General features: G+C 65.2%; 16 protein-coding genes. 2 read left to right on the top strand and 14 right to left on the bottom strand.

What is annotated here, in order from left to right; translation table 11 throughout:
• Positions 1-6: 6 nt before the first annotated feature.
• The 5 genes from JHL17_RS01455 to JHL17_RS01435 all read right to left on the bottom strand — a co-directional run bounded on the left by JHL17_RS01455 (position 7) and on the right by JHL17_RS01435 (position 7,601).
• The gene (locus JHL17_RS01455; protein WP_200190277.1) at positions 7-1,899 is read right to left on the bottom strand and encodes a TRAP transporter large permease; all 1,893 of its coding nucleotides are present in this window, start codon (positions 1,897-1,899) and stop codon (positions 7-9) included.
• A gap of 206 nt (positions 1,900-2,105) precedes the next feature.
• Positions 2,106-3,521 carry a pyruvate kinase gene (gene pyk, locus JHL17_RS01450; RefSeq protein ID WP_200190276.1) on the bottom strand — a complete coding sequence of 472 codons (1,416 nt, stop codon included), beginning with the start codon at positions 3,519-3,521 and terminating at the stop codon, positions 2,106-2,108.
• Positions 3,522-3,741: 220 nt separating this feature from the next.
• Complete coding sequence (locus JHL17_RS01445) at positions 3,742-4,761, bottom strand: TRAP transporter substrate-binding protein (protein ID WP_247893248.1); 1,020 nt, start codon at positions 4,759-4,761, stop codon at positions 3,742-3,744.
• Positions 4,762-4,938: 177 nt separating this feature from the next.
• Complete coding sequence (locus tag JHL17_RS01440) at positions 4,939-6,321, bottom strand: four-carbon acid sugar kinase family protein (RefSeq protein ID WP_200190275.1); 1,383 nt, start codon at positions 6,319-6,321, stop codon at positions 4,939-4,941.
• The gene (locus tag JHL17_RS01435) at positions 6,318-7,601 is read right to left on the bottom strand and encodes a ribulose-bisphosphate carboxylase large subunit family protein (protein WP_345773733.1); all 1,284 of its coding nucleotides are present in this window, start codon (positions 7,599-7,601) and stop codon (positions 6,318-6,320) included. Before JHL17_RS01435 ends, JHL17_RS01440 begins: the two co-directional genes overlap by 4 nt.
• 340 nt (positions 7,602-7,941) lie before the next feature.
• On the opposite strand from JHL17_RS01435, the gene JHL17_RS01430 reads away from it, so the two are divergent.
• Entirely contained in the window at positions 7,942-8,829 is an 888-nt protein-coding gene (locus JHL17_RS01430; protein WP_200190274.1) for a LysR substrate-binding domain-containing protein, read from the top strand.
• Between the two features lie 102 nt (positions 8,830-8,931).
• On the opposite strand, the gene JHL17_RS01425 is transcribed toward JHL17_RS01430, so the two are convergent.
• The 4 genes from JHL17_RS01425 to JHL17_RS01410 form a co-directional block, all read right to left on the bottom strand.
• Positions 8,932-9,684, bottom strand: coding sequence for an SDR family oxidoreductase (locus tag JHL17_RS01425; RefSeq protein WP_200190273.1), 753 nt, complete (start codon positions 9,682-9,684; stop codon positions 8,932-8,934).
• Positions 9,685-9,888: 204 nt separating this feature from the next.
• The gene (locus JHL17_RS01420; protein ID WP_200190272.1) at positions 9,889-10,335 is read right to left on the bottom strand and encodes an SRPBCC family protein; all 447 of its coding nucleotides are present in this window, start codon (positions 10,333-10,335) and stop codon (positions 9,889-9,891) included.
• Between the two features lie 44 nt (positions 10,336-10,379).
• Positions 10,380-11,639 carry an MFS transporter gene (locus JHL17_RS01415; RefSeq protein ID WP_200190271.1) on the bottom strand — a complete coding sequence of 420 codons (1,260 nt, stop codon included), beginning with the start codon at positions 11,637-11,639 and terminating at the stop codon, positions 10,380-10,382.
• A gap of 55 nt (positions 11,640-11,694) precedes the next feature.
• Complete coding sequence (locus JHL17_RS01410; protein ID WP_200190270.1) at positions 11,695-12,792, bottom strand: alkene reductase; 1,098 nt, start codon at positions 12,790-12,792, stop codon at positions 11,695-11,697.
• Positions 12,793-13,011: 219 nt separating this feature from the next.
• On the opposite strand from JHL17_RS01410, the gene JHL17_RS01405 reads away from it, so the two are divergent.
• Positions 13,012-13,890 carry a LysR family transcriptional regulator gene (locus tag JHL17_RS01405; RefSeq protein ID WP_425599573.1) on the top strand — a complete coding sequence of 293 codons (879 nt, stop codon included), beginning with the start codon at positions 13,012-13,014 and terminating at the stop codon, positions 13,888-13,890.
• Positions 13,891-13,935: 45 nt separating this feature from the next.
• On the opposite strand, the gene JHL17_RS01400 is transcribed toward JHL17_RS01405, so the two are convergent.
• The 5 genes from JHL17_RS01400 to cysD all read right to left on the bottom strand — a co-directional run bounded on the left by JHL17_RS01400 (position 13,936) and on the right by cysD (position 19,706).
• Positions 13,936-14,361 carry a putative quinol monooxygenase gene (locus JHL17_RS01400; protein WP_200190268.1) on the bottom strand — a complete coding sequence of 142 codons (426 nt, stop codon included), beginning with the start codon at positions 14,359-14,361 and terminating at the stop codon, positions 13,936-13,938.
• Between the two features lie 63 nt (positions 14,362-14,424).
• Complete coding sequence (locus JHL17_RS01395) at positions 14,425-15,276, bottom strand: VOC family protein (RefSeq protein WP_200190267.1); 852 nt, start codon at positions 15,274-15,276, stop codon at positions 14,425-14,427.
• A gap of 108 nt (positions 15,277-15,384) precedes the next feature.
• On the bottom strand, positions 15,385-16,398 hold the full coding sequence (locus JHL17_RS01390; RefSeq protein ID WP_200190266.1) for an aldo/keto reductase: 1,014 nt from the start codon (positions 16,396-16,398) through the stop codon (positions 15,385-15,387).
• 525 nt (positions 16,399-16,923) lie between these two features.
• The gene (gene cysN, locus JHL17_RS01385; protein ID WP_200190265.1) at positions 16,924-18,855 is read right to left on the bottom strand and encodes a sulfate adenylyltransferase subunit CysN; all 1,932 of its coding nucleotides are present in this window, start codon (positions 18,853-18,855) and stop codon (positions 16,924-16,926) included.
• Positions 18,855-19,706 (bottom strand): sulfate adenylyltransferase subunit CysD, encoded by an 852-nt coding sequence (gene cysD / locus JHL17_RS01380; protein ID WP_247893251.1) that lies wholly within the window; start codon positions 19,704-19,706, stop codon positions 18,855-18,857. Before cysD ends, cysN begins: the two co-directional genes overlap by 1 nt.
• Between the last annotated feature and the right edge of the window lie 33 nt (positions 19,707-19,739).

Genomic DNA, 19,739 nt, shown 5'->3' with positions numbered 1-19,739 from the left:
TGTGAATTACAGAAACCCGATCGAGATCCAGGGGACCAGGATCACCACCAGCAGGCCGAGCAACAGGGCCAGGATGTAGCCGATGATCGGGCGGATGCCGGTGTCGGGGTGAATCCGGCTGATCGCGCAGGCAGCATAGTAGCCGACGCCAAAGGGCGGGGCGAACAGCCCTACGCCCATCGCGAGCACCACCACCATGGCGTAGTGCACCTCGTGCACCCCGACCGCACGGGCGATGGGGAACAGCAGCGGCCCGAACAGCACGATTGCCGGGATGCCTTCCAGCACCGAGCCGAGCACGATGAAGGCCACTGCGGAGACGAGAAGGAAGCCGATGGTTCCGCCCGGCAGGCTCTTCATCACCGCCGCGAGGCTCTCCGAGAAGCCGGATTGCGTCAACGCCCAGGCCATGCCGGTCGCCGCCCCGATGATCAGCAGAATCGCTCCGGACAGCGCCGCGGTCGTGACGAGCATCGGGAAAAGCCGCCGCCAGTCGAACTGCCTGTAAATCAGCAGGCCCGCCAGTGCGGCATAGACGATGCCGATGGTCGAGACCTCGGTGGCGGTCGCAATCCCCTCGACCACGGCGAAACGGACGACGAAGGGGAGCGCGATGGCGGGAATGGCGATCATGAAGGTCTTGCCGATTTCACCTGCCGATGCGCGACGCACGTGGGAGAGGTCCTCGCCACGATAACGCCACCAGACCAGCCCGCAGAGCGCCACCGCCAGCACGAGGCCGGGAAGCAATCCACCGGTGAACAGGGCGGTGATCGAAACACCCGTCACCGATCCGACGGTGATCAGCACGATCGAGGGCGGAATGGTCTCGGTCTGCGCGCCGGTGGCGGCGAGCAGCGCCACGAGGTCACCCTCTTTCGCCCCCCGGGCCTTCATCTCGGGAAACAGCACGGGGGCGACCGCCGCCATGTCGGCCGCCTTCGAACCTGAAATGCCGGAGACGAGATACATCGCCCCGACCAGCACATAGTGCAGCCCGCCGCGCACATGGCCCAGCAGCGTGGCGAGGAAGCCCACCATCGCCTTGGCCATTCCCGTCATTTCGATGAGGAGGCCGAGGAAGACGAAGAGCGGCACCGCGAGCAGGATCAGGTGGCTCATCCCCTCGTCCATGCGGCCGGCCACCACCATCGACGGCGCTTGGGTGGTGAGTGCCACGTAGGCGAAGGTGGACAGGCCGAAGGCGAAGGCGATCGGCACGCCGGAGAGCACCAATGCGCCGACGCCCAGAACGAAGAACAGCAGCAGATTGAGGTTTCCCAGTTCGACCAGCACCGGATGCAGGGCCACCAGCCCGCCTGCGATCGCCAAACCCAGAACCAGCGCGCCCACCGTCAAGCGCCAGTCGGCCGTCTCGAGCAGACGGATCACGGCGATCAACAGCATCAGGCCCAAGCCGATCGGCAAAGCGAAGGCGCGCCACGCATTGCTGATTTCCAGCGCGGGTGTCTGAACGAAAATTTCCTCGGCGGCGAACTCGTAGGCCGGATGCAGCATGAGGGCGACAAAGATCAGGCCGGCGACCAGTGCCACCGTTTCAAGGAAGGCACGCGTTCGCGGCCCGGTCATGGAAACGATGGCGGTCATGCGCATGTGCTCGGAGCGACGGAAGGCGACCACCGCGCCGAGCATGGCGAGCCAGAGGAATAGGAACGAGGCCAGTTCGTCCGACCAGACGAGCGGCTGATGGAGGACATAGCGGCTGATCACGCCGGTGAACAGCACTACGATTTCAGCGACCACAAGGAGAGCGGCTGGAACCTCGACAAGATACCCGATCGCAGCATCGATCCGCCTCAGCCAGGATCTGTCGCTCAACGGCGGCCCTTGGAACCCGGTGCCGGGCGCAGTCTCTGCGGCCGCGCTATCGATATGCATGGTAGCTCCTCCCTTGCTTGACCTTATCGGAGCGACTGACAGCCGATCCTGACCGATTGTATTGAGGTGCGGACTTGAGAATTGAACGACTGCCTGCGCGTCTCATCAATTGGGGTTATTCGCTCTTCTCTTGCGTGAATCACAAATATTGGGCGCTAAATTCATTGAGTGAAGCAATTAATATTTTGTTGGCGACACTCTGGATTTTATTGGATCTGAATTACTCTGATGTTGTTGGTGTTTCCGGCCATCTGGAAGGGGATGCCGGCCGTGGTGACGATGAGGTCGCTGCGTCTGGCGAACTCCTCCTGCACGGCACAGTCCGCAGCCTTGGTCGTCATCTCCTCGTAGGAGTCGACGTCATCCGTGTGGACACTGTGGGCACCCCACATCAGGCACAGCCGCCGTGCCGTCGCCAGATGCGGGGTCAGGGCCAGGATCGGCACTGCGGGCCGTTTGCGGGCGACGCGCGCGGTCGTGGTGCCGCTCGTCGTATAGGTCACGATGGCACTGGCCTGCACCGCTTCGGCGAGCGTCGCGGTCGCCGAGGCGACCGCATGCGGCGGCGTCTCCTCCTCGCCGGGATCGGAGGTGGCGACGATCGAACGGTAGAGCTTGTGTCCTTCCACGCTACGGATGATGCGGTCCATCATCGTCACCGCTTCGACCGGATACCGCCCGGTGGCCGATTCCGCCGAGAGCATCACGGCGTCGGCCCCGTCATAGATTGCGGTCGCCACATCCGATGCCTCCGCCCGGGTCGGGGCGGGTGCCGCAACCATCGAATCAAGCATCTGGGTCGCCACCACGACGGGCTTGGCCGCGAGCCGGCAGGCGCGGATCAACTCCTTCTGGCGCCCCGGCACGTCCTCGTGCGGGATCTCGACGCCGAGATCGCCGCGGGCGACCATGACGGCGTCGGACAGGCGGATGATGTCCCCGATCCGCTCCAGCGCCTGCGGCTTCTCGATCTTCGACAGGATGCCGGCGCGGTCGCCGATCAGCGCGCGCGCCTCCACGACGTCCGAGGGCTTCTGCACGAAGGAGAGCGCAACCCAATCGACCCCAAGCTCCAGCCCGAAGGCGAGGTCCGCGCGATCCTTGGGCGTCAAGGGAGAGAGGTCGAGCAGAGTGCCGGGCAGGTTCACGCCCTTGCGGTTGGAGACCGGGCCGCCGGTGATCACCTCGGCGGTGAGTGTCTCGGCGTCGAGCCCGACGACCCGTACCCGTATCCGGCCGTCGTCGATCAGCAAATCCTGGCCCGGAGCGGCCGCCGCGAAGATCTCCGGGTGGCGTAGCGGGATCGCCTGCCTGTCGCCCTCGCTGCCGTCGAGGACGAAGCGCACCGTCTCGCCCGCCGTAAGGTCGAGCCGGCCATCCTTGACGGTGCCGATCCGGATTTTGGGACCCTGGAGATCCTGCAGGATGCCGATCGGACGGCCGACCTCCTGCTCCAGTGCGCGGATCGCCGCATGGACCCTGGCATGGTCCTCCTGCAGGCCGTGGCTGAAGTTCAGCCGGAAGGTATCGACGCCCGCAAGGAAAAGGGCCCGCAGCGTGTCAGGCGCGGCACTTGCGGGACCTACGGTGGCGACGATCTTGGCGCGGCGGTGGCGGCGCATGGTTCTGTCGGCCTCTCGGCCGCCTCTGGTTCGGTTGCGGGCTGGCAAGCGGGATCGCGCGTTGGCGACCGCCCAGCCGCGGACGATGCTGTCGTCGGAAATTTCCAAGGATGAACGCGATGCTGCGGAGCAGGTCGGCATGCCGACAGGCATCCTCCCGCAGCCAGCCGGCAGCGCCCGTCGAGGAGATCACGGGCGCCGGTCGGCTTCGCGGCGGACCTCAGCTGAGCTCGCCGGTCGCTTCCTCCAGGATGCTCCAGGCCTCTGCCCCGAACTTCTCCTTCCAGTCCCGATAGAAGCCGGCCTTCGTCAGCGTCTCGCGGAATGGCGTGGGATCGACGGTGTTGAAGGTCATTCCCGCGGCGGCGAGGTCGGCTTTCAGGGTTTCGTTCTGCTGCGCCACCTCCTGGCGCTCGGCCATGGCGGCACCGTTCACCACGCGCGCGAACGTCTCCTGCAGCTCGGGCGACAGGCGGGACCAGGCGCGGCGGTTCATCAGGAACCACCAGCCGTCCCACATGTGGTTCGTCAGCGAGCAGTATTTCTGCACTTCGTACAGCTTTGCCGCGGAGATGATCGCCGGCGGGTTCTCCTGGCCGTCCACGATCCGGGTTTGCAGGGCGGAATACACCTCCGCGAAATTGATGCCGGCCGGCGTAGCGCCCAGCGATTTGAACAGCGAGGTCCAGAGCGCGCTGACCGGGACGCGAATCTTCATGCCTTTGAGATCGTCGGGAGTGACGATCGGCTTCGTGCTCGTCGTCACCTGCCGGAAGCCGTTGTCCCAGATCTTTTCCATGGCAACGAGGCCGGCCTTCGAGATCTGACCGCGCAGATGCTCACCGAGACGGCCGTCGAGGGCCTTCCACAGGGTCGGGTAGTCCTTGAAGGCGAAGCCCACACCCGAGATCGCCGTGGAGGGGATCAGCGTCGAAAGCACGTTGACGCCGGAGAGGGTGAAGCACTCGAGCGCGCCGGAGCGCAGCTGCGAGAACATGTCGGCATCGCCGCCGAGCTGGTTGTTGGGGAAGAGCTTCAGCTCGACCCGGCCGCCGGTGGCTTCCAGAAGTGCCGCCGCGGCCTTGCGGGCGTGCACGTTGAGCGGATGCGTCTCGGGAACGTTGGTGCCGAGCTTGAAGCTGAATTCGGCCGCGCGGGCATAACGCAGGGGCAGCGCCGCGCCGATCGCCACCGTCGCGCCCAAGGTCGCGAAGCGCCGCCGTGAAAGGATCAGGGTCATGGTTTCCTCCGTCGGATCGTGTTCTTTTTGCTGGATCGCGACGCCACTCGGGCCATGGGCGGAGCGGCGCGCTCGAATATCAGAAGGCGCGGGCGGTCATGAGCCCGATGCCGCGTGCGCCGCCCGTGACCGGCGCGACGTTCGCGGCCACTCTTCGGTGCATCACGGTTTCCCTTCTCATGATGAACGTCCGCCTTGCCTGACGGCCTGGAGGAAGTCGGGACGTCCGACCTGACCGCCCTTCAGAGCGATTTCCAGCCCGTCGACCGGGCACTCCTCGCCATGGGTGCGGCAGAGCGGCGAGCCGGGATCGAGCGGACCGATCGCGGTCAATGCGTCGATGCCAAGCTGTGCCGCGGCCCGCCCCGACGTGTCTCCGCCGGAGATCACCGCCCGGGTCAGGCCGCCGCCGATGATCGCGGCGCGTAGGACCTGTCCGAGCCCCGCCCCGAGCCGCTCGTTCACCAGTTCGACCGAAAGCCCGGCCGCCTGGGTCGCAGTCAGGAAATCCGAAACCGCCGGGTCGTCCGGACCGGTGGCGCTGTAGACGAGCGGGTCGCGACCCTCGCCGAGGGCCGCCAATGCCGCCTCGCCGACGCGGCCGATCTCGCGCTCCCACGCGGCAGGATCGACCACGCGCCGGGCGTCGATCCGGATACCGGCGAAGCCGTTGTCGAGCGCGTGGGCGATCTGTGCAGCCGTCACCGGCGACACCGAGCCGGACACACAGGCGATCCGCCCGACGGGTTTGGGATGGGGAAGGTCCGGCTCCGTAGGGAGCAGACCGGCCGCCTGCCAGTAGGCCACCAGCGCCGCTTCGAAGCCTTGCGAGCCGATCCCGAAGGCGGGTGCTCCGCCCCGTTCCCAGATCAGGCGCCCGGCCTCGGTCAATGTCTCGCGGTCGAGCACGTCGAGGGAGATGATCTCGGCGGCATTGTCCAAGGCACGGTCGAGCTGGGCTTCGGCATGCCCACGCTTCATCGTCACGAAATCGACAAGACCGATGCGCTTTTCAGTCTGGCGGGCGAGGTGGCGACCGAGGTCCGCCTCATCCATCGGCGTGACCGGATGGCGCGCCATCGTCGGATGCCGGTCCAGGCGATAGCCGGTGCCGTCGGCAAGAGCGAACAGATGGCCGAAACTCTGGTAGCGGCCCATCCCCGGGTCGCCGACCACCATCGGCATCCAGGCGGGCCCGAAGACGGCCGCGCCGATGTCGGCAGCCCGCCCGATCGAACCGACATGGGGAGCGGAATCGAAGGTCGAGCAGACCTTGTAATGCGCCACCGGTGCCCCGAGCCCGGCCAGCAGCCGGAAGATGTCCGGCAGATGTGCGTCCATCCAGGCGGGCGACTGTGCCCGCGCGGTCCCGGCGATGCCGATCGCCCGCATCGACGCGAAGTCCGCAAGCCGTTTCCGGGAGGGCGGTTGCAGGAACAGGACGGTGGGCAGGCCGGCGAAGGCCAGCACCTCCATCGAGGCGGAGGAGCCGGTGAAGTCGTCGCCGTAGAAGGCGACGAGCGGCCCGTCGGGCAGGGCGCGCGGAGCAGAGGGGCTCATGCGGCGGCTCCCAGGGCCTGTTCGAGTTCCCTGTGCTCGCGGGCGTGCCGGTCGAGCGGGATGCCGGCGACCGCCGCCTCCCAGGCCTGGCGCAGGGCCGCGACGCCCGCGGCAGGCCCGCCCGGATGGGCCACGATGCCGCCGCCCGCCGTGACGATGAGGTCGGTCGAGCCGAGCGCCGCGTAGGTGCCGGGCGCCTGCCGCACGCCCTGGCCCGAGGAGAAGACCGGCATGGCGAGGCAGGGCTTGTCCGGGAAGAGCGGTGTCAGGCAGGTGCGCGCCGAGGCGATCACGCTGTCGTCGTCTTCGGAGAACTTGTTGGCGAGCCCGTTGACATGCATGTGGTCGGCACCCGCGAGGCGCCAGATCTTCTGCCACGCGACATAGGACCAGCCGAGCAGCGGATGGCGTGAAAGATAGCCCCAGCCATTGCGGTGCGCATGGATCGGCAGGGCGCTGAAGCGGCCGAGTTCGATCATGCCGGTGAGGCCGACCGAGTTCACGCTCGCCATCAGACAGGTAGCCCCCTCCGCGACCAGGAGGTCGTGGCGGCGGCGCATCTGGTCGAGATCGCCCGTGAGGTTGAAGGCGACCATCACCTTGCGGCCGGTGCGGTCCGCATGGGCGTTGACGACCTGCATCACGGCGCGGACGCGCGCGTCGAAGGGGCAGTGCGGCCCGTCCGCCTGCAACTCGTCGTCCTTGATGAAGTCGATGCCACCCTCGCAGAGGCTGGCGACGAGATCGGCGGTCTGTTGCGGGTCGAAACCGACACTCGGCTTGATGATCGTCCCGATGATCGGGCCATCCTTGACCCCGGCGAGGCGGCGCGTGCCTTCGATGCCGAAGCGCGGCCCCGGATAGGCCTGTGCGAAGGCCGCCGGCAGGCGGATGTCGAGGATGCGTAGGCCCGTGATGGACTTCAGCTCGAACAGGTTGCCGGCGACGGTGGCGAGCAGGTTCGGAAGGGAGGCGCCGAAATTCTCGATCGGCCAGGACAGCGTCGCCCGAGCCCGACGGATCTCGACGCCGGAGGTCGCCGCGGTGGTCGGCAGCGTCGGGGTTTCGATCCGCTCATCCAGGATTTCCAAGCGTTCGACACGGGCCGCGGAACGCGCCTTCAACTCGGGCGTCTCTCCGGGAACGGGCACGAAGGTCCCGCTCGACTGCTCCCCTGCCATGATCTCGACGGCTCGGCGCGGATCACCGATGGTTTCGACAAGATAGTCAGCCTCAATGCGCAGTGGGGGCGCAGGCACGGATGGAGCGGTGACAGGCACGATGTCCTCCCTTGGATCACAAGGCCGAACGCGCTCTATTGCACGAGGTGGCCGTATTCGCTCTCAAAGTTCGCAGTGAAATTTCGCAAATATCATCAATTTATCGATCTCAAACTCAAAGTTTACCTTTAAAATTCTATTGATCATAAAACGATAAGTGATCTCGTGATTTAATATATTCCGCAAAACGTCTCTTATGCTTTTCAAAAAAATTTTCAATATTGGCTTACGTTCTTCCTTGTTGGGCAGAAACATAATACAGGGCACAAACATTGCCCAGGCGAGATCGGCGCGGCTTGATGTGATAAAAACTCACTCGAACGTCTCAAGGGAGGCTGCGATGCCCATCACCCACCTGCCACTGAATGCCCTGCGGGCTTTCGAGGCGGCAGCACGCCTCGGCAGCATGAACGCCGCGGCGACGGAACTCGGTGTGACGCATGGCGCTGTGAGCCGCCATGTAAAGGCGTTGGAAGAGAGGTTTGGCCTGCCATTGTTCGAGCGGCATCCAAGGGCCATCGTGCCGACCCGCGAGGGTGCCCAGCTTGCGTCGGAACTCGCCGAAGCGTTCGATCGGATGCAGATCGCAGTTTCGCGCGTTCAGCCAGGTCCGCTTACGCTTTCATGTTCGTCGACGGTGATGATGCGTTGGCTGATCCCGCGGCTCGAAAAATTCAAGCGTGCAAATCAGGCGATCGAGCTTCGGCTCAACATCAACTATGACAATGTCGACTTCATTCGCGAGGAGATCAGCCTCGCAATCCGTACAAGCATATACCGGGCACCGGCAGGCGCTGTCGCCGAGACGCTGATCCATGAGGAGATCGGCCCGGTCTGCCATCCCGACTATGCAGACCGGCTTGGCCTTTCAAAGCCGGACGACCTTCTGCGTGCGCGGATCCTTGGCAGTGCGACACGCCCACAGGCTTGGACCGACTGGGCCGCTGCCTTAGGCCGCCCGGAGCTTCGGATGACGCCGAATGAAGTATACGCGCATTTTTATCTCGTCATACAAGCGGCCGCTTGCGGACTGGGCTTGGCACTGGCCCCAAGGCTGTTGGTCGATGACGAAATTCGATCGGGTCACCTTGTCGCGCCTCTCGGTTTCGTTGCCGGTCCCTATGAACTCCAGCTGTGGATCGCCGATCATTTGCGGGGACGCGTCGATGTGCGGACGACCGCCAACTGGATCAGGGCCGAGATGCGCGCGATGTCGGCCACGCCCTGATGGAGCTGGTACCGCTTCGAAGATGCCGGCACCGCGGACGCAGGATCGCTGCGGTTGGCGCTGTCGGTGCCGTACCAGACCATGCGGGCGTGACCGGTCCGATCACATGTTCAGGGTCCGCCCGCCGTCGACCACGATCTCCGAACCGATGGTCCATGCAGAGTCGTCGGACGCCAGATAGACGACGGCCTTGGCAACCTCCTTGGGACTGCCGAAGCGGCCAAGCGGGATCGTCGAGACGATGTCCTTGTTCACCTGGTCCCTATAGGCGTCGGGAATGCCAAGCTTGTCGTAGAGCGGCGTATCGACCGGGCCGGGGCTGACCGCGTTGATGCGGATGCCGCGCGGAAGGAATTCGGCGGACAGCGTCTTCGACAGGTTGAGGAAGGCCGCCTTGGTCGCGCCATAGACCGACGAGGTGGCGGCACCGACATGGGCGTTGACCGAGGTATTCAGCACCACGGATGCCGGATTGGCGAAAACAGGCAGCAAGGCCTGGATCAGGAAGTAGGGACCCTTTACGTTGATCGCGAAGGACCGGTCGAACGCCTCTTCGGTCCAGTGCTCGATCGGCTGCCAGACCGAAACGCCGGCGTTGAGGAAGGCGACATCCAGCTGACCGTAATGCTCCTTCACCGCGTCGGCGAGCATCCGCTGCGCCTCTACGTTCGCGCTGTCGGCCCTGAGAACGGGAACCTCGGAGCCGAGCGTGGATTTCGCCCGTTCGATGGAGTCGGGATTGTTGCCGGTCACGATGACACGGGCGCCTTCCTCCAGGAACTGCTTGGCGGTTTCGAGACCGATGCCCGAGGTGCCGCCGGTGATCAGGGTGCGCTTTCCATTCAGGCGCGTCATGAGCTTCGTCCTTTTGATGTCTCGCAGCGACCGAAAAGGCTGGCCATCGTCGTGGCCAAGCCCCCCGTCCGACATCCAATTAGATAAACGACCGGCATGCCGCGATCCCGCCCGATACGCTCAATTTCTTGCCTGATCGTCTCAAGCGTTTGGCAGGTTGGAGATCCCGCGTATTACAGGTGCCTTATGAAACTCTTCTTGTTGTTATCGGGGGGCATGAGTAACCGTTTGCTGATCCGCGGCGAATAGTGCCGCCAACGCAGCCAAGCCTTCTTCATAGATATTCTTGAACAGGCTGGTCACCTCGGCATCCGTCACGCCGACCGGTTCGAATTGGCCGAACCATTCCACGCGCGACGCCCGCCCATCGGCGATATCGATCACACGCAGCGTTGCCAGATAATCCTTCTGCGGAAAGGGCGCCTTGAGGATATGGTAGCTGTAGCTCCGGTGCTCCTCGTCGAAAGCGATCAGCCGCTCCACGATCTCCTCCCCTTCGAGATTGCGAATGTGACGGACCCGGCCGCCTTCCTCCAGGCGCGAGGCATTGATGTAAGGCAACCAGTCCGGCAGGGAGTTGAAGCCACCGATAAGCTGCCAGACTTCGACCGCGTTGCGGGCGATATCGATGCTTGCATATGCTTTTGCCATGGCGACTTTCCTTTGAGTTCGAACGTGATGGGTAAGAATTCGGCTCAGATGCCTGTCGCAGTCCGGTGCCGACCCCAGAGGGTCAGGCCGAAAAGGAGGAGGCCGGCGAGCGTGAGGCCGAAGCCGGCCCAGGCGGGTGACAGAAGGCCGAACCCGGCGTCGATGGTCAGCCCGCCCATCCAGGCGCCCAGGGCATTGGCGGCGTTGAGCGAAGCGAGATTCATCGCCCCCATCAGGCTCGGCGCTTCCGGTGCAAAACGGGTGAGGCGCACCTGGATCGTCGGGATCGCCACCATCATCGCCGCCCCAACGCCGAACAGGGCGGGGAAGAGCAGCCAGGGATTGGCCCCACCAAAGCCAAGCCCAGCCAATATGACGAGGGCGCTGCCGTAACCCACAATGATGCCTCGCGCGGGATAGCGATCCGCCAACTGGCCGCCGATAAGGTTGCCTGTGGTCATCCCCATGCCGAAAACGGTGAGTGCGATCGGGATCATGGTGGCGGAAAGATGCGTGGCATCCGTCACGATCGGGCCGATGAAAGTGTAGACGGCGAAGATGCTGCCGACGCCGACCGCGGCGACCAGCATGACGCCCCAAACGGATCCCTTGCGCAGTGCCGACAGCTCCTGAACCACCGGCACGCCATTCAGCGCATCGGTCTGCGGCACCCACCGATAGATCGATGCGAACGCGAAAGCCGCAAGGACAGCGACGGCGACATAGGTTTCGCGCCACCCCAGGGTTTGGCCCATGAAAGTGGCGAGCGGCGAGCCGAAGATCGTCGCGACCGTCAGGCCCGTCATGACGATCGCAAAGGCCTTGCCGGCATGCCCCTGTCCGACCACATGGGACGCAACCACGGCGCCGGCCCCGAAATAGGCGCCCTGCGGCATGCCGCTGATGAAGCGGGCAACCATCAGCCATCCGAGATTGCCCGCCATGGCCGAAAGCAGATTGCCGACGACGAAGAGGGCCATGAGCATCAGCAGGAGCGTGCGCCGGTTGAGCCGGGCGGCCGCCAACGTCACCAGCGGTGCGCCGATCACGACGCCGGAAGCATAGGCGGTGATTGCGTTGGTGGCCTCCGGCACGGTGAGGCCAAGGCTCTCTGAAAAGAGCTGGATGATCCCCATGCTCGCGAACTCGGATGTGCCGATGACGAAACTGCCAAGAGCGAGTGCCAGAAGCGGCAGGGTCTTGTTCCGGACGATGGATGACGGGTGACGGGGCGCATGGGCCGATGCCCCGGCGGGGCGATGAAGGCGTGGGTCGTCCAGCGCCAGCGATGCTGACTTGCTCATTTCAACCTCCATAAATGTATGGTGTGCCCGGCGCGATGCCCGGGCATCGACGCGCTCAGTCGGCCAGACTTGCGAAGTCGGTGTATCCTTCGGCCCCGCCGCCGTAATAGGCGCTGGGCGGGGCATCGAAGAGCGGCGCGTTACGACCCAGTCGCTCGACCAGATCGGGATTGCCGATGAAAGCGCGGCCGAACGAGATCATGTCGGCATGGCCGGACATGATGGCGTTCATGGCCATTTGCCGATCATAGCCGTTGTTGGCGATGTAGCTGCCGCCGAACGCCGTGTGCAGGGCTTTGAAATCGAACGCCGAAGACGCGTTTTCTTCGCGCAACTGACCTTCGACACAGTGAAGATAAGCAAGGCCGAGGGTGCCGATCTGCTGCACGAAATGGCCATAGGTGGCCTGCGGATCGCTGTCGAGCGGCGTCTCGCCAATCGCTGTGGAGAGCGGCGACAGCCGGACGCCGACCCGATCCCCGCCCCAGAGTCCGGCGACGGCCTTCACGACCTCGATCGGAAAGCGCGCACGGTTCTCGATCGAACCGCCATAGATGTCCGTGCGCACATTGGTACTGTCGCGCAGGAACTGGTCGAGCAGATAGCCATTGGCGGCATGCACCTCGACGCCATCGAACCCGGCCTCCATGGACAGTCGGGCGGCGTGCCGATAATCCTCGACCAGGCCTGGTATTTCGTCGGTCTCCAGCGCGCGCGGCATGGAGGGGACATCGTCGCCGGCCAGCGTGTAGACGCGGCCGCCACCGCGAATTGCCGATGGCGCGACCGGCGCGGCATCATTCTCCTGCAGGCTGCTGTGCGACACGCGGCCGACATGCCAGAGCTGGAGCACGATCTTGCCGCCTTCCCCATGCACCGCCTCGGTCACCGCGCGCCAGGCCTCGACGTGGGCTTCGGTATAGATCCCCGGTGTGTAGGCGTAACCGCGGCCTTGGCGTGAAATGTTGGTGGCTTCGGTGATGATGAGACCCGCGGATGCGCGCTGACGGTAATAGTCGACGGCGAGCAGGCCATGCACGCCATCCATTCCGGCGCGCGAACGCGTCAGCGGCGCCATGGCGATGCGGTTGGAAACCGCGATGGCGCCGATGGATGTCGGTGTGAACAGGTCGGTGGCTTTCTTATCGGACATGGCGACATTCCTTTCGTGCTGACCCTGCGGACCTCTTTGGGTTGGCCCGTCGCCGATACAGATCGCATGTCTCCGCAGGATTGATTAGACAGCCGCTTTTCACCGGATTTGATAGTCTGGTTCACAGATCGGGCGACAGGGCGGCGCCGGCCATGCTATAAGGAGTGCCGTTTCGGGAAATCGCGTCACAGGCGGGACATGGACAACCGCGCAGGCGAAATGATGGTGTTCGTTCGGGTCGTCGAGGCGAGCAGCTTTTCCGAGGCCGCCCGACTGATGCTGATGACGCCCTCGACCGTGTCCAAGCTGATCGCCCGGCTGGAGGCCCGGCTTGGAGTGCGGCTCATCGAGCGCTCGACGCGCAGGTTGGCGCTGACCGAGGAGGGGCAATTCTATTATGAGCGAAGCCAGAAACTGCTCGGCCAGCTTGACGAGACGGAACAGCAGATCGCGCATGGCGGCGCCGAGGCCGAGGGCGTCGTCCGCGTCACCTCGTCGGTAAGCTTCGGCACGACAGCGCTCGAAGCGCTGCTGCCCGCCTTTTTCGAGGCCTATCCGAAGGTGATCGTCGATCTTTCGCTCTCGGACGAGGTGGTCGATCTCTATCTCGACCGCACCGATGTCGCGATCCGCGTCGGCAAGCTGACGGATTCGAACCTGATGGCGCGCAAGATCGGCGAGACGAAGCGGTGCATCGTGGCGTCCCCCGCCTATCTCAAGCGGCACGGCACGCCGAAGACGCCGGAAGATCTCATCCACCACAATTGTCTGGGTTTCAACTTCCGCCGCGCCATGCCGGTCTGGCCGATGCGCGAGGGCGGGCGGATCGTCGAGCGGATGCTGAGCGGATCGCTGCTGGTCAACAATGGCGACACGCTGCGCCGGATGGCGATCGCCGGCGTCGGGATCATCCGGCTGGCCGACTATCATCTGCGCGGCCCGATCGAGCGCGGCGAACTGGTCGAGCTTCTCGCCGACAGCGACATCGGCGTGGTGGACGACGTCCACGCCCTGTTTCGCGGATCCCAGTTCCTGCCGGCGCGGGTGAGAAGCTTTCTGGACTTCATGGTGCCCCGAATGCAGAAATTCCTGGAGTGATCGAGGCGACCGAGCCGCTCGGGAAACGAACCGGCCAGCCTCCAGTCAAGGCCGGCTCTGTCCGAGCACCTCCATGCGCATCACCTCCACGCCGCCTTCTGCCAGTTCGGGAAGCTTTGCGAACCATGCCTGGACATAGGGCATGGCGTTATGCGCCTCGAAATCCTCGCGCGTCGCAAAGATTTCATAGAAAATGAAGTGCCCAGGCTCGACCCGATCCTCCTGCAGGAAATAGACAAGGTTCTTTGGATCGCTTCGAACCGACGCCACGAGAGGAAGAGTGGCTTCGCGGAGTTCGGCGGCCTTGCCCGGTTTTGCCCGTACCTGAGCAACGATCGACCAGGCACCTTGCGGGATCCGGGCGTAATGGACGCCCTCCCTGGGCGCAGCGCTTTCCTGAGCCGGCGCCTGTGCGGGGATGGCAGCCATCAACAGTGCAGGGAGTGCGAGCGTGATGAACGGGATGCGCATGCGGATCTCCTCATGCCGAAGGGGGAGGGGCGGGACGGAACGGCCCGTTCCATCCCGGAAGGATCACAGGCTGGAGCGTGCACGCTGGCGCCCCGCAAAAGCAGTGGCGAAGCGCTGCTTCACCGGCCCGATCGCCTTGACGAACTCGAGCTGTTCGCCCTCCGGACCCTTGCAGTAGATCAGTTCCCAACCATCGGAAGGCGCGACCGTGACCTTGTTGGTGTTGGTATCCTGCGGGGCGGCACGCCGCTCGGCCTCGCTGCGGACGCGGATGGTGCGGTTCGCGCGCACCTGCGTCATGCCACGACGTGCGGACTCGGCCTCAAGATCGGTGATGAACCTGTTGAAGTCGACGTCATCGGCGACATGGAAGCAGATGTGCATCATCCGAGGGAATGCCGGACTCATATTCTCCAGCGGCGGCGCGAAGCTGTTGGGGCCGCCCATCGGCTGGTCGGCGTTGCGATACTGCAGAAGCTCGATCACCACATTGTCGAACTGGATGAAACGGACGTCGAGGCGTTGGTCGCCATCGCGCAGGTTCGGCACGCCGATCGTGGCCGGGTCGACATGCAACTCATTGGCGCGGATCTCCTGATCGGCGAGCAGGGTGTTCTGGACCGGATCGCCCTGAAAATCCCCGTGGCGGAACACCTCGGTGCCACCCAGCACCTCGGTATAGAACTCATAGGCCCGTTCCATGTTCTGCACGGTCAGGCCGAAATGCTGAACGCCCTGGAGCCGCAGGCCGAGCGGCGCGGCATTGCGGGAGGCGGCCGACACGCTCCCTCCGGTTTGCGCGATTGCCTGACCGCCCAAGCCGGTTGCGGCGCCGATCGCCAGTACGGCGCCGGTGGTGCGAAGGACGTCCCGCCTGCCGAGATTGGTGGCATCATCTTTACGCACGCTGTCCATGATCATTCTCCTTCGGTTTGATTGGGGAGCACCCGATACAAGGCGCAGGGATCCTTCCGGTCGCCGCAGGGCGCAGTGACCGGGAAAGCGTCAAGGAGGGGGGAGCGTTCAGCCGGTGACGGGAAGCGGCGCCGCCGGATTGACGAGACCGGCATCGCGCAGCTCGCGCCAGAATTCCACCGGCACGGCTTCATCGAGCGCGGCGCGATCTTCGGCGATGCGGCCGGGACGGCTGGCGCCAGGGATCACCGCCGCGACCGCGGGATTGGCGAGCGCGAACTGAAGGCCGGCCGCCTTCATCGAGATGCCGTGGCGATCGGCGATCGCCTTGATCGCTGCAACTTTCGCCAGAATGGCCGGTGTGGCGGGCGCATATTCGAAATTCGGTCCGCCGACGAGCGCACCGGAGCTGTAGGGGCCGCCGACCACGATCCCCAGCCCCCGCTCCGCCACTTTCGGCATGACGCGCTGGAGCGCGCGGTCATGGTCGAGCAGCGAATAGCGCCCGGCCAACAGGAAGCCGTCGGGACGCGGCCCTTCGAGATCGAGCAGCAGCTCGATCGGCTCGACGCGATTGACGCCCAGGCCCCAGGCCTTGATGACGCCCTCGTCACGCATCCGGTCCAGCGCCTTGAACGCCCCGCGCCGCGCCTGCTCGAACATGGCGAGCCATTCGTCACCGTAGAAGTCCTGCGCGATGTCATGGACCCAGGCGATATCGATATGGTCGGTCTTCAGGCGCTTGAGGCTGTCTTCGATCGAGCGGTAGGCGGCTTCTTCCGAGTAGTCGTTCACGATCTTGTTCGGACGGCCATATTTGAAGACGTCGCCCTTCTCGCCCAGATCACGGGCGCTCACATCCTCGATCTCATCGAGAATGATACGGCCGACCTTGGTGCTGATGACGAAATCCCCGCGCGGCTTATCGGCCAACGCCGCGCCCATGCGGATCTCGGCAAGACCCGCGCCGTAGAAGGGCGCATTGTCATAATACCGGATGCCGTCATTCCAGGCCGCTTCGACCGTCGCGCGGGCTTCCGCTTCGGGGATGTCGCGAAACATATTGCCCAGCGGCGCGGCGCCGAAACCGAGCTTCCCCGGCAGAATATCCTTGAGTGCCATCGTCTTGAACCTTCTTTCCAGGCTGAACCCCGTGCTCAGCGTCGAAAGAAGAAATATCCGCAGCGGGAAACCGGCAGTAGCCAGGCCGCAATCGCAGAACTTTGGAAGGCGCTTCACAGACGCACAGCAAGCAATGCTTGCGGGACTGCGTGCCGAAGGCGGTGGCGGCTGGCTTGCCGGCCCGGCAAGCCGCGGCGCGCTGACAGGTGGGGATCGCGACGGCGATCATGGGTAAGCCGGGTGCTCAGCACCGGCGAGACGGCGGCGCGGCGACGCCTCGCCACGCGGCTCGAAGCTCGATGCTCATGCGGTTTGAAAGTGACGCACGCTGCCCTGGAGGATCATGAATCGATTCATGAGGCTGGAGGGTGGGTGAATTGACCCCCAACGGGGGGATAGAGCGTGATCGGTTCAAGCGTCTCCGCTTGAACCGATCACACGGAAAAATCAAAAGCCTAGAAAGCCATTGGGAAAACCCGCGCGCTCCGGTCGCCCCTGTCCGGCACGGTGCCTCTACGCCGCCCCTCAGATCACCTCGCGCCGCCGCAATTCCTCGATCACCTGGGCGACCATCTCGTCGGTGCCGTGCTCGCCGCCCTTCAGCGTGATCTCCGGGGCTTCCGGCGGCTCATAGGCGCTGTCGATGCCAGTGAAGTGGGGGAGCTGGCCGGCACGCGCCTTCTTGTAGAGGCCCTTGGGGTCGCGGGCCTCGCAGACCTCCAGCGGCGTGTCCATGAAGATCTCCAGGAACTCGCCGTCCTCCACCAGCGAACGCGCCATGCGGCGCTCCTCGCGGAAGGGGGAGATGAAGCTGACCAGGACGATCAGCCCGGCCTCCACCATCAGCTTCGACACCTCCGCCACCCGGCGGATGTTTTCGACCCGGTCCTCGTCGGTGAAGCCCAGATCCCGGTTCAGGCCGTGGCGGACATTGTCGCCGTCGAGGATCATGGTGCGGCGGCCGAGCCGGTGCAGTTCCTGCTCCAGCCGGTCGGCGACGCTGGACTTGCCGGAGCCGGACAGGCCGGTGAACCACAGGACACAAGGCTTCTGCAGGCCGCCGGCCCGCGCCGCCTTGTCCAGCTTCGAGGCGTGGCGGTGGATGTTCGAGGCCCGGCGCAGCGGGAAGCGGATCATGCCGCAGCCAGCGGTGGCGTTGGTCAGCCGGTCGATCAGGATGAAGCTGCCGGTCTCGCGGCTGTCGGCATAGGCGTCGAACGGGATCGGCCGGTCGAGCGCCAGATTGCAGAAGCCGACGTCGTTGAGATCCAGGTGCTTGGCGGCGGCATGCTCCTGGGTGTTGACGTTGATGGCGTGCTTCAGCTCGGTCACCTGGGCGCCGACCGTCGCCGTGCCGGCGCGCAGCAGGTAGGAGCGGCCGGGCAGCAGCGGCTGCTCGTCCATCCACACCACATGCGCCGCGAACTGGTCGGCCACCTCCGGCCGGCCGGCGGCGGCGACGATCATGTCGCCGCGGCTGGCGTCGACCTCGTCGGCCAGCACCAGGGTGACGGCCTGTCCGGGCAGCGCCGTCTCCAGCTCGCCGTCCATGGTGACGATCTGCGCCACCCGGCTGGTCCGACCATTGGGCAGGATGGCGACGTCGTCGCCTCGGCGGACCGCACCGCCGGCCACCGTGCCGCAGAAGCCGCGGAAATCCTGGTTCGGCCGGTTCACCCACTGCACCGCCAGGCGGAAGGCGCCGAGCTTCTCCTCGGCGCAGGCGTCCACGCTCTCCAGATGGCCGAGCAGGGTGGGGCCGCCGTACCAGGCCATGTGCTCCGACGGCTTGGTGACGTTGTCGCCGGTGAGCGCCGAGACCGGGATGCAGGTGACGTCGGTGATGCCGATGCGCTGGGCGAAGACGCGGTAGTCGGCGGCGATGCGCTCGAAGGTCTCGCGGCTCCAGCCGACGGCGTCCATCTTGTTGACCGCCAGCACGACATGGCGGACGCCCAGCAGCGAGACGATGGTGCTGTGGCGCCGGGTCTGGGTCAGCACGCCCTTGCGCGCGTCGACCAGCAGCACCGCGGCGTCGGCGGTGGAGGCGCCGGTGACCATGTTGCGGGTGTACTGCTCGTGGCCCGGCGTGTCGGCGACGATGAACTTGCGGCGGTCGGTGGTGAAGAAGCGGTAGGCGACGTCGATGGTGATGCCCTGCTCGCGCTCCGCCGCCAGCCCGTCGACCAGCAGGGCGAGGTCGAGCTGGCCGGCGCCGGTGGTGCCGAAGCGGCCGGAGTCCGCCTCCAGGCTGGCCAGCTGGTCCTCAAAGAGGCATTTGCAGTCGTAGAGCAGCCGGCCGATCAGCGTGGACTTGCCGTCGTCCACCGAGCCGCAGGTGATGAAGCGCAGCAGGTCCTTGCCGTTCTGGCGGGCCAGATACTCCTGCACCTCATTGGCGGCATCCGAAGGGGCGGCATCCGCAGGAGCGGTGGCGGGATCGAGTTCCTTCAGCATCAGAAGTAGCCTTCCTGCTTCTTGGCTTCCATCGAGGCGGCGGCATCCTGGTCGATCACGCGGCCCTGCCGTTCGGAGCTGGTGGACAGCAGCATCTCGCGAATGATCTCGGGCAGGGTGGCGGCGGTGCTGCGCACGGCCCCGGTCAGCGGATAGCAGCCGAGCGTGCGGAAGCGCACCCAGGCCATCTCCGGCGTCTCGCCGGGCTTCAGCGGCAGGCGGTCGTCGTCGACCATGATCAGCGTGCCGTCTCGCTCCACCACCGGACGGGGCTTGGCAAAATAGAGCGGCACCACCGGGATGTTCTCCTGGTGGATGTATTGCCAGATGTCCAGCTCGGTCCAGTTCGACAGCGGGAAGACGCGGATGCTCTCGCCCTTGTGGATGCGCCCGTTGTAGAGGCTCCACAGCTCCGGCCGCTGGTTCTTCGGCTCCCAGCGGTGGTTGGAGGTCCGGAAGGAGAAGATGCGCTCCTTGGCGCGGCTCTTCTCCTCGTCGCGGCGCGCCCCGCCGAAGGCGGCGTCGAAGCCGTGGGCGTCGAGCGCCTGCTTCAACCCTTGAGTCTTCATCACGTCGGTGTGGACGGCCGAGCCATGGCTGACCGGGCCGATTCCCTGGCGCACGCCCTCCTGGTTGATGTGGACCATCAGGTCGACACCCAAGTGCTGCGCCATGCGGTCGCGGAAGGCGATCATCTCCCGGAACTTCCAGGTCGTGTCGACATGCAGCAGCGGGAAGGGCGGCTTCGACGGGTGGAAGGCCTTCATCGCCAGATGCAGCAGCACCGAGCTGTCCTTGCCCACCGAATAGAGCATGACCGGCTTCTGGAACTGGGCCGCCACCTCGCGCATGATGTGGATGCTTTCCGCCTCCAGCCGCTGGAG

This window comes from Azospirillum endophyticum (assembly GCF_016595245.1).
GTDB lineage: Bacteria > Pseudomonadota > Alphaproteobacteria > Azospirillales > Azospirillaceae > Azospirillum > Azospirillum endophyticum.
The sequence above is the reverse complement of the archived record's forward strand: the minus strand, read 5'-3'. Positions and strand labels throughout refer to the sequence as shown.